Below are 14692 nucleotides of genomic sequence, written 5' to 3'. Positions count from 1 at the left end.
ATCTCGCTTTCTCGTGACACCACAGATCCCCGGGCGGCTCAGGAGAGCCCGAGGTCCTGGTCGATGAGGTCGAACAGCTCCTGGTTGCTGGCCGCCCGCAGCCGGCCGGCCACCTCGGCGGTGTCCTCCCGGCGTTCCTCGGCGGCGCCGAGCCGTTCGAGCAGGCTGTGCAGGCGCATCGTGATCCGCACCCGGCCGATGTCGTCCGGGTCGCGCAGCGCGAGGGCGCCCTCCAACTGGTCCAGCTCCGCGAGGGTGGGTAGCGCCTCGACCGACGCTTCGTCGAGCAGTTCGGCCCGCAGGTGCTCGGCCAGCGCCTGCGGGGTCGGGTGGTCGAACACCACCGAGCTGGGCAGGCTGAGGCCGGTCGAGCGGGCCAGCCGGCCCCGCAGCTCCACGGCGGTGAGCGAGTCGAAGCCGAGGTCCCGGAAGGGCCGCCCGGCCTCCACGGCGTACGGGCTGTCGTGGCCGATGACCTCGCCCGCGGCGGTGCGGATGAGATCGACCAGCAGCCGTGCCTGTTCGGCCTGCGACAACTCGCCGAGCCGCTTGCGCAGTTCGCCGGCGACCTGGTCGCCGTCCTCGGCGTCGGCGCGCGCCGCCGCGGCCTGGGCGGCCACCTCGGCGATCTCGCTGATCAGCGGCCGGGGCCGGGCGGAGGCGAACACCGGCGCGAAGCGTTCCCAGTCGATGTCGGCGACGGTGAGGGCGGTGTCGTCGCCGTCGAGGCCGGCGCGCAGGGCGGCCATCGCCGGTTCCCGGTCGAGCAGGGACACCCCGCGCCGGCTCATGGCCGCCGCGTGCGCGTCGGTCACCATGCCGCCGCCGGCCCACGGTCCCCAGTTCACCGAGAGGTGCCGGGCCCGCCCGGCCGGCCGGGACTGCGCCCAGGCGTCCAGGAAGGCGTTGCCGGCGGCGTACGCCCCGTGGTCGCCGACGCCCCAGACGGCCGCGATGGAGGAGAAGTGCACGACCAGGTCGAGCGCCTCCGGGTCGAGGAACTCGTCGAGGTGCCGCGCGCCGGCGATCTTGCCGGAGACGACGTCGGCGAGTTCCGCCTCGGTCACGGCGGCGACCGGGTTGAGCCGGCCCACCCCGGCGGCGTGCACCACGGCGTGCACGGCCTCACCGTCGGCGCGCAGGCCACGGACCAGGTCGGCGACCGCGTCCCGGTCGGCCAGGTCGCAGGCCAGCACCCGCGCCTCGGCGCCGAGGGCGGCCAGTTCCGCCACCGCCTCGTCCGCGCCGGGGGCCGCCGCGCCGCGCCGGCTGACCAGCAGCAGCCGCCGCGCGCCGTGCCGGGCGAACCAGCCGGCGGCGTACCGGCCGACGGCGCCGGTGCCGCCGGTGACCAGGACGGTGCCCGGCGCCTGCCAGCCGGCCGGCGCCTCGGCGCGGGGCGCGCGCTCCAGCCGCCGCAGGTACGTCCCGGAGTCACGCACCGCGAGCTGGTCCTCGTCGCCGGCGGCGGTGAGGGCCGCCAGGACTCCCTCGGCGGCGGCGGTGTCCAGGGTGGCGGGCAGGTCCAGCAGGCCCCCCCAGTGCCGGGGGTGTTCCAGCGCGGTCACCAGGCCGAGGCCCCACGTGGTGGCCTGGGCGGGGTGGGCTACGGGGTCGTCGGCGCCGGTGGCCACGGCCTGCCGGGTGAGCAGCCAAAGCGGCACCGGTGGCAGGGCGTCCGTGACCGCCTGCACCAGGGCCAGGTTCGCGGTCAGGCCCAGCGGCACGGCCGAGCGGTCGGGGTGCGCCCGCTCGTCGAGGGCGAGCAGCGACACGATCCGGGTGGGCGCCGCGGCGGCGAGCTGCCCGGCGAGCGTGCTCCGGTCGGTCGTCGCCGGGTCGACGGCGAGCTGCCGCACGGTGCCGCCCCGCGCGGTGAGCAGTTCGGCGAGCCGGTCGACGACCGGCTGGTCCGTACCGCTGTGCACCAGGGTCCACGTGCCGTCGACGGCACCCGCGACGAGAGCCCGCGGGCGCCAGGTGATCCGGTAGCGCCAGCCGCCGGCGAGGGTGTCCTCCTGCTGCTGGCGCCGCCACCGGTTCAGCTCCGGCAGCAGTTCCCGCAGCGGCCGGTCCGCGTCGAGGCCGAGCCGGCCGGCGAGCGCGTCGCCGTCGCCGGACGCCACGGCCCGCCAGAACGCCGAGTCGACGTCGTCGTGCGCGGCGGCGGGGGTGTGGGTCGCCGCCGCGTCGAGGGTCGGCCAGAACCGCTGGTGGGCGAACGCGTACGTGGGCAGGTCCACCGGGGCGGCGGCGCCGGGCAGCAGTGCCGGGAAGCGTACGGGCACGCCGTGGCAGTGCAGCCGGGCCACCGCGCCGAGCAGGGTGGCCACCTCGTCCTGGCCGGGCCGCTGCACGCCGGTCACGACGACCGGCGCGTCCACCGGCAGCGCGTCGGCGGTCAGGGCGGTCAGCACGGTGTCCGGCCCGATCTCCAGGAACCGGGTCACCCCGTGGGAGTGCAGGTGGGTGACGGTGTCGGCGAAGCGCACCGCCTCGCGGACGTGGCGGACCCAGTAGTCGGGTGTGCAGAGCTGCTCGGGGTCGACGACCGTGCCGGTCAGGTTCGACACCAGCGGCACCGTCGGCGGGGCGTACGACAGGGTCGCCGCGACGGCCGCGAACTCGGCGAGCATGGGCTCCATCAGCGGGCTGTGGAAGGCGTGGCTGACCCGCAGCCGCTTGGTGCGTACGCCGAGGTCGGCGAAGTGGGCGGCCAGTTCGGTCAGCACGTCCTCGGCGCCGGCGACGACGACGGCGGCCGGCCCGTTGACGGCGGCGACGGCGGGCTGTCCCGGCGTGCCGGACAGGGCCCGCAGCACGTCGACCTCGGGCGCGGCGACGGCGAGCATCCCGCCGCCGGGTGGCAGGGCCTGCATCAGGCGCCCCCGGTTGCCGACGAGCGCGCAGGCGTCGGCCAGGTCGAGCACTCCGGCGACGTGGGCCGCGCTGATCTCCCCGACGGAGTGCCCGGCCACGAAGTCGGGCCGGACCCCCCAGTGTTCGAGCAGCCGGAACAGCGCCACCTCGACGGCGAAGAGCCCGGCCTGGGTGAAGACGGTCTGGTCGAGCAGGTCGGCCTCGGCGGTGCCGGGCTCGGCGAACAGCACCCCGCGCAGCGGCCGCGGCAGGTACGCGTCCAGGTGCTGGCACGCCTCGTCGAGGGTCGCCGCGAAGACGGGGAACGTCTCCCACAGGCGTCGGCCCATCCCGGCGTGCTGCGCGCCCTGGCCGGAGAAGAGCACCGCCAGCGCGCCGCCGGGCTCGGCGGCGCCCCGGGTGAGCCCGGGGTGGTCCTGCCCGGCCGCCAGGGCCCGCAGGCCGGCGAGGGCGGCGTCGGCGTCGGCGGCGAGCAGCACCGCGCGGTGCCGCAGCGGGGACCGTCCGGTGGCCAGTGCCCGGGCCGCGTCGGCCGCGGGTGTTCCGCTGCCCGGCAGCCAGTCGGCCAGCCGGGCCGCCTGCGCCCGCAGGCTGTCGGCGGTGTCCGCCGATACGACCCACGGCAGCAGCGGCGTCCCGTCGGCGGCGCCGAGCGTGCCGCGGCTGGAGCTGGTCGTGGGCGCGGCGGCGCCGGCCGGACGGGGGGCGGCGGTGTCGGCCGAGGGCGTGGCGGGCGCCTGTTCGAGGATCACGTGCACGTTGGTGCCGCTGACCCCGAACGACGACACGCCGGCGCGGCGCGGCCGGTCCACGTCCGGCCACGGCTGCGCCTCGGTCAGCAGCGCGACGGCACCGGACGACCAGTCCACGTGCGGCGACGGCTCGTCCACGTGCAGGGTGGGCGGCAGCAGGTCGTGCTGGAGGGCCAGCACCATCTTGATCACGCCGGAGACGCCGGCGGCGGCCTGGGTGTGGCCGATGTTCGACTTCACGGAGCCGAGCCAGAGCGGCCGGTCGGCGGGGCGCTGCCGCCCGTACGTGGCCAGCAGGGCCTGCGCCTCGATCGGGTCGCCGAGCCGGGTGCCGGTGCCGTGCCCGTCGACGGCGTCCACGTCGGCGGCGCTCAGCCGCGCGTTGGCCAGCGCCTGGTTGATCACCCGCTCCTGCGCGGGCCCGTTGGGGGCGGTCAGGCCGTTGCTGGCGCCGTCCTGGTTCATCGCCGAGCCGCGCACGACGGCGAGGATCCGCCGGCCGTCGCGCTGGGCGTCGGAGAGCCGCTGCAACATCACCAAGCCGACGCCCTCGCCCCAGCCGGTGCCGTCGGCGGCCCCGGCGAACGACTTGCACCGGCCGTCGAGGGCGAGCCCCCGTTGCCGGGCGAACTCCAGGAACGGGCCGGGGGTGGCCATCACCGTCACGCCGCCGGCAACCGCGACGTCGCACTCGCCCTGCCGCAGGGACTGGCAGGCCAGGTGCAGCGCCACCAGCGACGACGAGCAGGCGGTGTCGACGCTGACGGCGGGCCCCTGCAACCCGAAGTGGTACGCCAGCCGACCGCTGATGACGGCGGCGACGTTGCCGGTGGCCTGGTAGCCCTCGGTCTCGACCCGGGCGGCCATCAGCAGCGTCGCGTAGTCCTGGCCGTTGGTGCCGACGAAGACGCCGGTGTTGGTCTCCCGCATGTCGGCGGGCGCGGTGCCGGCCCGCTCGAACAGCTCCCAGGCGCTCTCCAGCAGCACCCGTTGCTGCGGGTCCATCACCATCGCCTCACGCGGGGAGATGCCGAACAGGGCGGCGTCGAAGCCGGCGGCGTCGGTGAGGAAGCCGCCCTCGCGCACGTACGAGGTGCCGGGCCGGTCGGGATCGGGGTCGTAGATGGCTGCCAGGTCCCAGCCCCGGTCGGTCGGGAACTCCGCTATGCCGTCGCGTCCCTCGGCGACGAGTCGCCACAGGTCCTCGGGGCCGGCGACGCCGCCGGGGTAGCGGCAGCTCATCGAGACGATGGCGATCGGCTCGTCCAGCGCGGTGGCGGCCCGCACGGGCTCGGTCGCCGGGGTGTCGTCGCCCGCGAGCCTGCCCGCCAGGTGCTCGGCGAGGGCGTCGGGCGTCGGGCGGTCGAACACCAGGGTCGCCGGCAGGTTCAGTCCCACCGCCTCGGCGAGGCGGTTGCGCATCTCGACGGCGCTGAGCGAGTCGAAGCCGATCTCCCGGAACGACCGGTCCGCCGCCAGCGCCTGCGGCGAGGACAGGCGCAGCACCGCCGCCGCGTGGACGCGTACGAGGTCGAGCAGGACCCGACGGCGTTCCGGTGCGGCGAGGCCGGCCAGCCGGCCGCGGAGCGGGGACGCCGCGTCGGGCGTGCCGCCGTCGCGCTGCCCGGCCGCGAGCAGCCGGGCCACCTCGGGGATGTCGGCGATCAGCGGCCGGGGGCGGGCCAGCGTGTAGGTCTGCAGGAACCGGTCCCAGGCGATGTCCGCCACGGTGAGCGTGGTGTCGCCGTGGTCGAGCGCCTCGGCCAGGACGGAGACCGCGAGGTCGGGGCGCATGGCCCGGACGCCCGAGCGGAACATCTGGTCGGCGGCGCCCTCGGCGTCGACCATGCCGCCGCCGTCCCAGGCACCCCAGGCGACGGCGGTGGCGGCCCGTCCGCGCCGTCGCCGGTCCTCGGCGAGCGCGTCGAGGAAGGCGTTGGCGGCGGCGTAGCCGCCCTGGTGCCCGCCGCCCCAGACGCCCGCGCCGGAGGAGAAGAGCACGAACGCCGACAGTTCGTCGCCGCACGCCTCGTCGAGGTTGACCGCGCCGGCCACCTTGGCCCGCAGGGCGTCGGCGAGGTCGGCGACGTCGGTGGCCGCGACGGGCGCGGCGTGGGCGACGCCGGCGGTGTGGAACACGGCCCCGATGTGGGTGCCCTGCCCGGCGAGCCGCTCGACGAGGGCCCGTACGGCGGCCGGGTCGGCGACGTCGCAGGCGGCCATGGTGACTGTGGCGCCGGCGGCGCGCAGTTCGTCGGCCAGCTCGTCGGCGCCGGGCGTGGCGGGGCCCTGGCGGCCGGTCAGCACCAGCTCACCCACGCCCTCGCGGGCCAGCCAGCGCGCCACCTGGGCCCCGATGGACCCGAGGCCGCCGGTGACCAGGACGGCGCCGCTGGCGGGACGCCAGTCCTGCGTCGCGGTGCGCTCGGCGCGGGCGCGGACCAGTCGCCGGGCGAACACCCCGGAGGGGCGCAGCGCCAGCTGGTCCTCCGCGTCGACGCCGGCCAGCACCGCCACGAGCCGGGCCCGGTCCCGGGGGTCCAGCTCGGCGGGCAGGTCCAGCAGTCCGCCCCAGCGGTCCGGGTGCTCCAGGGCGACCACCCGGCCGAGCCCCCAGAGCATCGCCTGGCGGGGGCGGTCGAGCTGGTCGGCGCGGCCGGTCGAGACCGCGCCGGCGGTGGCGCACCACAGCGGGGCGGTGACGCCGGTGTCGCCGAGGGCCTGGACCAGGGCGTACGTGGCGGCGAGACCCGCCGGGACGACCGGGTGGGCCGGGTGCGGCGCGTCGTCCAGGCCGAGCAGGGAGAGCACCCCGGCGACGGGCCCGCCGGTACGCGCCAGCCGCTCGGCCAGCACCGGCCGGCCCGTCTCCGGCACGTCGATCCGGACGACCTCGGCCCCGCCCTCGCCCAGCGTCCGGGCGACGCCGTCGACCAGGGGGTGCTCGGCTTCGGCGGCCGGCACGACCAGCAGCCACGTGCCGGCGAGGGTGGCCTCCGGCTTGACGGCCAGCGGCTTCCAGGTCACCCGGTAGCGCCACGAGTCCACGGTGGACTCGTCGCGGCGGCGCCGGCGCCAGGAGGAGAGCAGCGGCAGCGCGGGGTCGAGGGAGCTGACCGTGGCCTCGTCGATGCGCATGGCGGCGGCCAGCGCAGACGCGTCGGCGCGTTCCACGGCCTCCCAGAAGCGCCGGTCCGCCTCGTCGGTGCCGGCGGGGGCGGGGGCGGTCGCCGCCGTCGGCTGCGGCCAGTAGCGCCGGCGCTGGAAGGCGTACGTGGGCAGCGGGGGCGGCGGGCCGGTGGGGGCGCCCAGGATCGCCGTCCAGTCGACGGGCACGCCGTGCACGTGCAGTCCGGCGAGGACCGTCAGCATGCGCTGCCAGCCGCCGGCCACGGTGTCGTCGGCGGCCACCACGACGGCGTCGTCGGCCCGCGCGCTCTCGCGGATGCCGGCGGCGAGCACGGTCGCCGGGGCAGCCTCGAGGAGGACCCGGTGGCCCTGGTCGAGCAGGGCGCGTACGGCCGGTTCGGCGTCGGCGTCGGTGGTCAGGTCCCGATACCACCGGGCGGCGTCGAGGCCGTCGGTGTCGACCGGGCCGCCGGTCGTCGCCGAGTACAGCGGCACGTCGGCCGCCCGGAGGGTGATCCCGGCCAGCGCGTCCGGGCCGTCCTCCGCTGGGCTGGCGAGGGCGATCGTCCTCGCCGCGTCCTCCAGCGACAGCGCGCCGGCCACGCAGGCGGCCGCGAGCGCGCCGTGAGCGTGCCCGAGCACGGCGGCGGGTCGTACGCCGAGGGAGCGCCACCAGCGTCCCAGCGAGACGGCCACGGCCCACCGGACGGCCGGCGCCACCCCGGGTTCGGCCGGGGTGGGAGCGCCGTCCGCGCCGCGCAGCACGGCGGCGAGCGACCAGTCCACGTGGGGGGCGAGGGCCGCCTCGCAGGCGGCGATCGCGGTGGCGAACTCCGGTGCCCGGTCCAGCAGCTCGACGGTCGCGGCGGGCCACGGGTCGCCGTGGCCGGGGAAGACGAGGACCGGGTCGGCGGCGCGCGCCGCGACGCCGGTGACGGCGGCGGTGGCCTCGCCGAGGTGGAACGACTCCAGGGCCCGCGTCAGGTCGACGGTGTCGCGGCCGAGGACGACGGCGCGGTGGTCGAACGTGGCCCGGGTGGTGACCAGGGCGTGCGCGACGTCGGCCGGCGCCAGCTCCGGGTGTGCCGCGAGGTGCGCCTTCAGCCGGGCCGCCTGGTCGCGTAGCGCCGGGGCGTCCACGGCGGAGAGCACGAGGGGTACGACGTCGGCGCGCGGCCGGTCGGTGGGCCGCGCGCCGGCTGTCTCGGCGGGCGGCTGCTCGATGATGACGTGCGCGTTGGTGCCGGAGATCCCGAACGACGACACCGCCGCCCGACGCGGCCGGTCCACGGCCGGCCAGGGGGTGGGCTCGGTGGCGAGTGCGACCGCCCCGGCGGTCCAGTCGACGTGCGGGGAGGGCCCGTCCACGTGCAGGGTCGGCGGGACGAGGCCGTGCCGCATCGCCATGACCATCTTGATCACACCAGCCACACCGGCGGCGGCCTGCGTGTGCCCGATGTTCGACTTCACCGACCCCAACAGCAGCGGCCGGTCGACGGGACGCTCCTGCCCGTACGTGGCCAGCAGAGCCTGCGCCTCGATCGGATCACCCAGCGTCGTGCCGGTGCCGTGCGCCTCGACGGCGTCCACGTCGGCCGGGGTCAGGCGGGCGTTCGCGAGGGCTTGGTGGATCACGCGCTGCTGCGACGGGCCGTTCGGGGCGGTGAGCCCGTTCGACGCGCCGTCCTGGTTGACGGCCGTGCCGCGCAGGACGGCGTGGATGCGCCGGCCTTCCCGCTGCGCGTCGGAGAGTCGTTGCACGAGCAGCACGCCGACGCCCTCGGACCAGCCCGTGCCGTCGGCCGACGCGGCGAACGACCTGCAGCGGCCGTCCTGCGACAGACCCCGCTGCCGGGAGAACTCCACGAACGTGCCGGGCGTGGCCATCACCGTCACACCACCGGCCAACGCCAGATCACACTCACCCGACCGCAGCGCCTGCGCCGCGAGGTGCAACGCCACCAGCGACGACGAGCACGCGGTGTCGACGGTGACCGCCGGGCCTTCGAGGCCGAACGTGTAGGCGACCCGGCCGGACAGGACGCTGCCGGAGTTGCCGGTGCCGACGTAGCCCTCGACCTCGTCGGCAAGCTCCATCAGCTGGGAGGCGTAGTCGTGGTACATGACGCCGGCGAAGACACCGGTCCGGCTGCCCCGCAGCCGCTGCGGGTCCAGCCCGGCCGACTCGAACGTCTCCCACGACGCCTCCAGCAGCAGCCGCTGCTGGGGGTCCATGGCGAGGGCCTCGCGGGGCGAGATGCCGAAGAAGGCGGGGTCGAACGCGCCGGCGTCGTACAGGAAACCGCCGTGGCGGGTGTACGACGTGCCGGGGTGGTCGGGGTCGGGGTCGAACAGGCTCTCCAGGTCCCACCCGCGGTCGGTGGGGAACTCCCCGATCCCCTCCCCGCCGGCGGCCAGCAGCGCCCACAGCTGGTCGGGCGTCTCGACGCCGCCCGGGTAGCGGCAGGCCATGCCCACGATCGCGAGCGGCTCGTCGGCGCGGGTGGTGGTCCGCGCGCCCGGCGCGGCGGGGCGACCTGCGGCGCCGGCCAGTTCGGCGTGCACATGGGCGGCGAGCGCCTGCGGCGTCGGGTAGTCGAATACGAGCGTCGAGGGCAGCCGCAGGCCGGTGGCCGCGTTCACGCGGTTACGCAGGTCGACGGCGGTCAGCGAGTCGAAGCCCAACTCCCGGAACGCCCGGTCGGCGGGCACGGCTTCCGCCCCGCCGTGCCCGAGCACCTGCGCGACGAGGCCGCGTACCAGCACGTCGAGCTGGGCGCGCGCCTCGTCGGCGGTCAGGCCGCCGATGCGGGTCGCCCAGGTGGTGCCCTGTCCCGCCTGGCGGCGGGTCGTGGTCGTACCGACCAGGTTACGAAGCATCGGCGGCACCAGGCCGGCGCCGGCAGCGGCCCGGAGGGCGGCCAGGTCGATCACGGCGGGCACCAGGGCCGGCCGGCCGGCGGTCAGGGCGGCGTCGAACAGCCGCAGCCCGGTCTCGGCGCTCATCGCGGTGATGCCGCCCCGGGTCGATCGCGCCCGGTCCGCCTCGTCGAGGGACGCGGCCATGCCGGGGGTGTCCCACATGCCCCAGGCGAGGCTGACCGCAGGCAACCCGAGCTGCCGCCGGTGGACCGCAAGCCCGTCGAGGAACGCGTTACCCGCCGCGTACGCCGACTGACCCGGCGAACCCAACACACCCGCCACCGACGAGAACACCACGAACAAGTCGAGATCCAGACCCGCCGTCGCCTCGTGCAGGAACCAACCCGCCGACACCTTCGGCGCCAACACCCCGGCCAGCCGCGCCGCCGTCAGCCCCTCCACGACACCGTCGTCCAGGACGCCGGCGGTGTGCACGACACCCGCCAGCCGACCCTCGGCGGAAACCTCACCGACCAGCCCGAACACCTGGTCCCGGTCCGTCACGTCGCAGGCGACCACCCGCACCGACGCACCCAACGCGGACAACCGCTCCGACAGCTCGCCCGCACCGGCGGCTTCCGGACCACGCCGCGACACCAGCACCAGCGACCGCACCCCGTGCGCCGACACCAGATGCTCCGCCACCAACGCACCCAACGCACCCGTACCGCCGGTCACCAGCACCGCACCGTCACCCACCACGGCACCGTCCGCCGACGAGGACGCTACCGCGCGCACCAGGCGCGGCACGAACACCTCACCCGAGCGCACCGCGACCTGACCACCGAACGTCACCGGCTCGTCGGCCACCGAAGTCAGCACAGCCAGCAGCCCGGCGTCCACGTCACCGTCGACGTCCGCCAGGACGATGCGACCCGGATGCTCCGACTGCGCCGATCGCAGCAGACCCCAGACCGCCGCTGCGGCCAGGTCGGTGACCCGGTCTCCGTCCCCGACCGACACCGCACCCCGGGTCACCACCACCAACCGCGACTCCGCCAGCGCGTCCGCCGCCAGCCAGGACCGCACCGTCGCCAGCACCTGCGACGTCGCCGCCCGCACCGACTCGGGGCCATTGTCGACGGCGGCGGGCATCTCACCGGAGACCGAAGCAGGTTCCGTCTCGGCGTGCAGGGCCCGGCGCAGGCCACCCGCCGGCACCAGCAACAGACGCGGCGCCACACCCGACGCCACGGCGACCGCCTCGACGTCGGCGTACACCGGCAGCTCAGCGACGGCCGGCAGGCCGGCGGCGGGCGAGCCGAGCAGCGCCCACCCGGAGGCGTCCCCGGCCGGGGCGACCTCCTGGGCCTGCCAGGCGACCTCGAACAGCGACCGGGCCGACGCGTCCGGGGACGCCGACACCCCGGTCAGCTCGCGCAGGGCGAGGGTGTCCACCGACACCACGGCCGCGCCCGACTCGTCGCACGCGACCAGGCGCACCGCGGAGCCGTTGCGGGTCAACCGCACCCGCAGCACCCGCGCACCCGAGGCCCACACCTGCACACCCTCGAACGCGAAAGGCACCCGCGCCCCGCCCGAGCCCTCCGAGCCGGACAGCAGCCCGATCGGGTGCAGCGCGGCGTCCAGCAGCGCCGGGTGCACGCCGAACCCCGCGGCGTCACCGGCCACCTCGTCCGGCAACACCACCTCGGCGAACACCTCGTCGCCGCACGCCCACACCCGGCGCAGCCCCCGAAACACCGGCCCGTACGACAGGCCACGCTCGGCCAGGGCCGGATACCAGCCCGCCACGTCCACCTCGACACCGTCGACCGGCGGCCACTCCCCCACGCCCGGCTCGTCGGCCGACGCCGGCTCCAGCACACCCTCCGCGTGCGAAACCCACTCCGCCTCGGGATCACCCTCGGGCTGCGAGTGCACGGCCACCACACGCACGCCCGCCTCGTCGGCCGCGCCGACGCGCACCTGCACCCGCACCGCACCCGCCTGCGGCAGCACCAGCGGCGCGGCCACGGTCAACTCCCGCACCCGCGACGCACCCACCTCGTCACCCGCCCGCACCGCCAACTCCACCAGGGCAGCGCCCGGCACGATCACCGCGCCGGAGACGACGTGGTCGGCGAGCCACGCGTGCGTCGACGTCGAGAGCCGGCCGGTCAGCACCACCATGTCCTCACCGGCCACGGAGACCGCCGCGCCGAGCAGCGGGTGCCCGGCCGCGCCGAGGCCGGCACCGGAGACGTCCGTCCAGCGGCCCGCCGGCTCCAGCCAGTAGCGCTGGTGCTCGAAGGCGTACGTCGGCAGGTCGACGTGCCGGCCGCCGGCCCGGTCGAGCAGGCCCGCCCAGCCGACGGCGCGGCCGTGCACGTGCAGCGACGCGAGGGCCTCCAGGAGGGCCTGCGGCTCAGGCCGGTCGTGGCGCGACACCGGCACCAGCAGGGGCGCCGGCTCGTCCTCCGCGCGCTCGGCGAGGCAGTTCTGCGTCATGGCGGTGAGGACGCCGTTCGGTCCCACCTCCAGGTAGGTGTCGACCTCCTCGGCGCGCAGGCAGTCGACGGCGTCGGCGAAGCGAACGGTGCCGCGTACGTGGCGCACCCAGTAGCCCGGGTCGCAGAGCTGGTCGGCGTCGGCGACGCGGCCGGTCAGGTTCGACACCACCGGGATCGTCGGCGGCCGGAACGTCAGCCCCTCGGCGACGGCCGCGAACTCGGCCAGCATCGGGTCCATCCGGGCGCTGTGGAAGGCGTGGCTCACCCGCAGGCGGCGGGTCTGCACACCCCGCTCGGACCACACCCGCTGCACCTCGTCGAGCGCCTCGACGTCGCCCGCGACCACCACGGCGGCGGGGCCGTTCACGGCGGCCAGGTCCAGCCGGCCGGTCAGCCCCGCCAGGGAGGCGGCCACCGCGGCCTCGTCGGCGGCCACGGCGAGCATGCCGCCGCCCGCCGGCAGGACCTGCATGAGCCGACCCCGCGCCGCGACCAGCGCACACGCGTCAGCCAGGGAGAGCACGCCCGCCACATGCGCCGCCGCGATCTCGCCGATGGAGTGCCCGGCCACCAGGTCCGGCACCACACCGAACGACTCCACCAGGCGGAACAACGCCACCTCGACCGCGAACAGGCCCGCCTGGGTGAACACCGTCTGATCCAGCAACTCCGCCCCGGGCGTGCCCTCCGACGCGAACAGCACCTCCCGCAACGGACGCGGCAACAACGGATCCAGGTGACCGCACACCTCGTCCAACGCGGCGGCGAACACCGGGAACGCCCCGTACAACCCGCGACCCATACCGGCGCGCTGCGCGCCCTGGCCGGAGAAGAGGAAGGCCACCCGGCCACGCGGGGCCGACGCGCCGGTGATGACGGCGCCGGTCGGCTCGCCCGCGGCGAGGGCCCGCAGCCCGGCGAGCAGGTCGTCCGCGTCGCCGGCCAGGACGACCGCGCGGTGTTCGAGCCCCGCGCGGCTGACCGAGGAGACCGCGACATCCACCGGACGTGGGGCGTCGACGCGGGCGAGGTGGTCGGCCCAGCGGCCGGCCTGCCCCGCGAGCGCCTCGGGCGTACGGGCGGAGAGGAACACCGGGGCGAGCGGGAGCGCGACCGGCGCGTCGACGGCGGAGGGTGCCTCGTCGGTGGACGGGGCGTCGTCGCCGGGCGCCTCCTCCAGGATGACGTGCGCGTTCGTACCGCTGATGCCGAACGACGACACGGCGGCCCGGCGCGGCCGGTCGGTGGCCGACCACGCGCGCGCCTCGGTCAGCAGCGAGACCTGCCCGGCGGACCAGTCGATGTGCGGGGACGGCTCGTCGACGTGCAGGGTGGCGGGCATGGTGCGGTGGCGGATCGCCTCGATCATCTTGATCAGGCCGGCGGCGCCCGCGGCGGCCTGGGTGTGACCCAGGTTCGACTTGACCGAGCCCAGCCAGAGCGGCCCGCCGTCGCCCCGGTCCTGCCCGTACGTGGCCAGCAGCGCCTGCGCCTCGATGGGGTCGCCGAGGGTGGTGCCGGTACCGTGCGCCTCGACCACGTCGACGTCGGCCGGCGAGAGCCGGGCGTTGGCGAGGGCCTGCCGGATCACCCGCTCCTGCGACGGGCCGTTGGGGGCGGTGAGTCCGCTGCTGGCGCCGTCCTGGTTGACCGCGCTGCCCCGGACGACGGCGAGGATGCGCCGGCCGTCGCGGCGGGCGTCGGAGAGCCGTTGCAGGAGCAGCACGCCGACGCCCTCGGACCAGCCGGTGCCGTCGGCGGCGGCGGCGAACGACTTGCACCGGCCGTCGGAGGCCAGGCCCCGCTGGCGGGAGAAGTCGGCGAACGTGCCCGGGGTGGACATGACCGTCACACCGCCGGCGAGCGCGAAGTCGCAGTCCCGCTGGCGCAGCGCCTGCGTCGCGAGGTGCACGGCGACCAGCGACGACGAGCATGCCGTGTCCACAGTGACGGCCGGGCCCTCCAGCCCGAAGGCGTACGCCACCCGGCCGGACACCACGCTGCCGGAGTTGCCGGTGCCGATGTAGCCCTCGACGCCGTCGGGCAGGTCCAGCACCCGCGACGCGTAGTCGTGGTACATGACCCCGGCGAAGACGCCGGTCCGGCTGCCACGCAGCGCCTGCGGGTCGATGCCGGCGTGCTCGAACGCCTCCCAGGAGGTCTCCAGCAGCAGCCGCTGGTGCGGGTCCATCGCCAGGGCCTCACGGGGGCTGATGCCGAAGAAGCCCGGGTCGAACTGTGGCGCGTCGTAGAGGAAGCCGCCCTGGTTGCTGGTCGACGTGCCCGGGTTGTCCGGGTCGACGTTGAAGAGCCGCTCCAGGTCCCAGCCCCGGTCGGTCGGGAAGTCGCCCACCCCGTCGCCGCCCCGGTCGACGAGGTCCCACAGCTCGGCCGGGCTGGACACCCCGCCCGGGAACCGGCACGCCATGCCGATGACGGCCATCGGCTCGCGGTCCTTGGCCTCCACCTCGCGTACCCGCCGGCGCGCGTCGCGCAGGTCGGCAGTGGCACGCCGGAGGTAGTCGAGGAACTCTGCCTCAGTGGGCATCGGGCCAC

At 76.4% G+C, this 14692-nt stretch carries 1 protein-coding gene; it reads right to left on the bottom strand.

Going from position 1 to position 14692, the window contains the following annotated elements; genetic code table 11:
- Nucleotides 1-38 precede the first annotated feature (38 nt).
- Entirely contained in the window at nucleotides 39-14684 is a 14646-nt protein-coding gene (locus tag A4R25_RS02335; RefSeq protein WP_064445426.1) for a type I polyketide synthase, read from the bottom strand.
- Between the last annotated feature and the right edge of the window lie 8 nt (nucleotides 14685-14692).

This window comes from Micromonospora sp. NBRC 110037 (genome assembly GCF_001652995.1).
In the GTDB taxonomy this organism is placed as follows: Bacteria; Actinomycetota; Actinomycetes; order Mycobacteriales; family Micromonosporaceae; genus Micromonospora; species Micromonospora chalcea.
The sequence above is the reverse complement of the archived record's forward strand: the minus strand, read 5'-3'. Positions and strand labels throughout refer to the sequence as shown.

Bases quoted from the DNA above. Each gene is read 5' to 3' on its own strand.
- A4R25_RS02335 (WP_064445426.1), bottom strand. From the start codon at position 14,684: ATGCCCACTGAGGCAGAGTTCCTCGACTACCTCCGGCGTGCCACTGCC.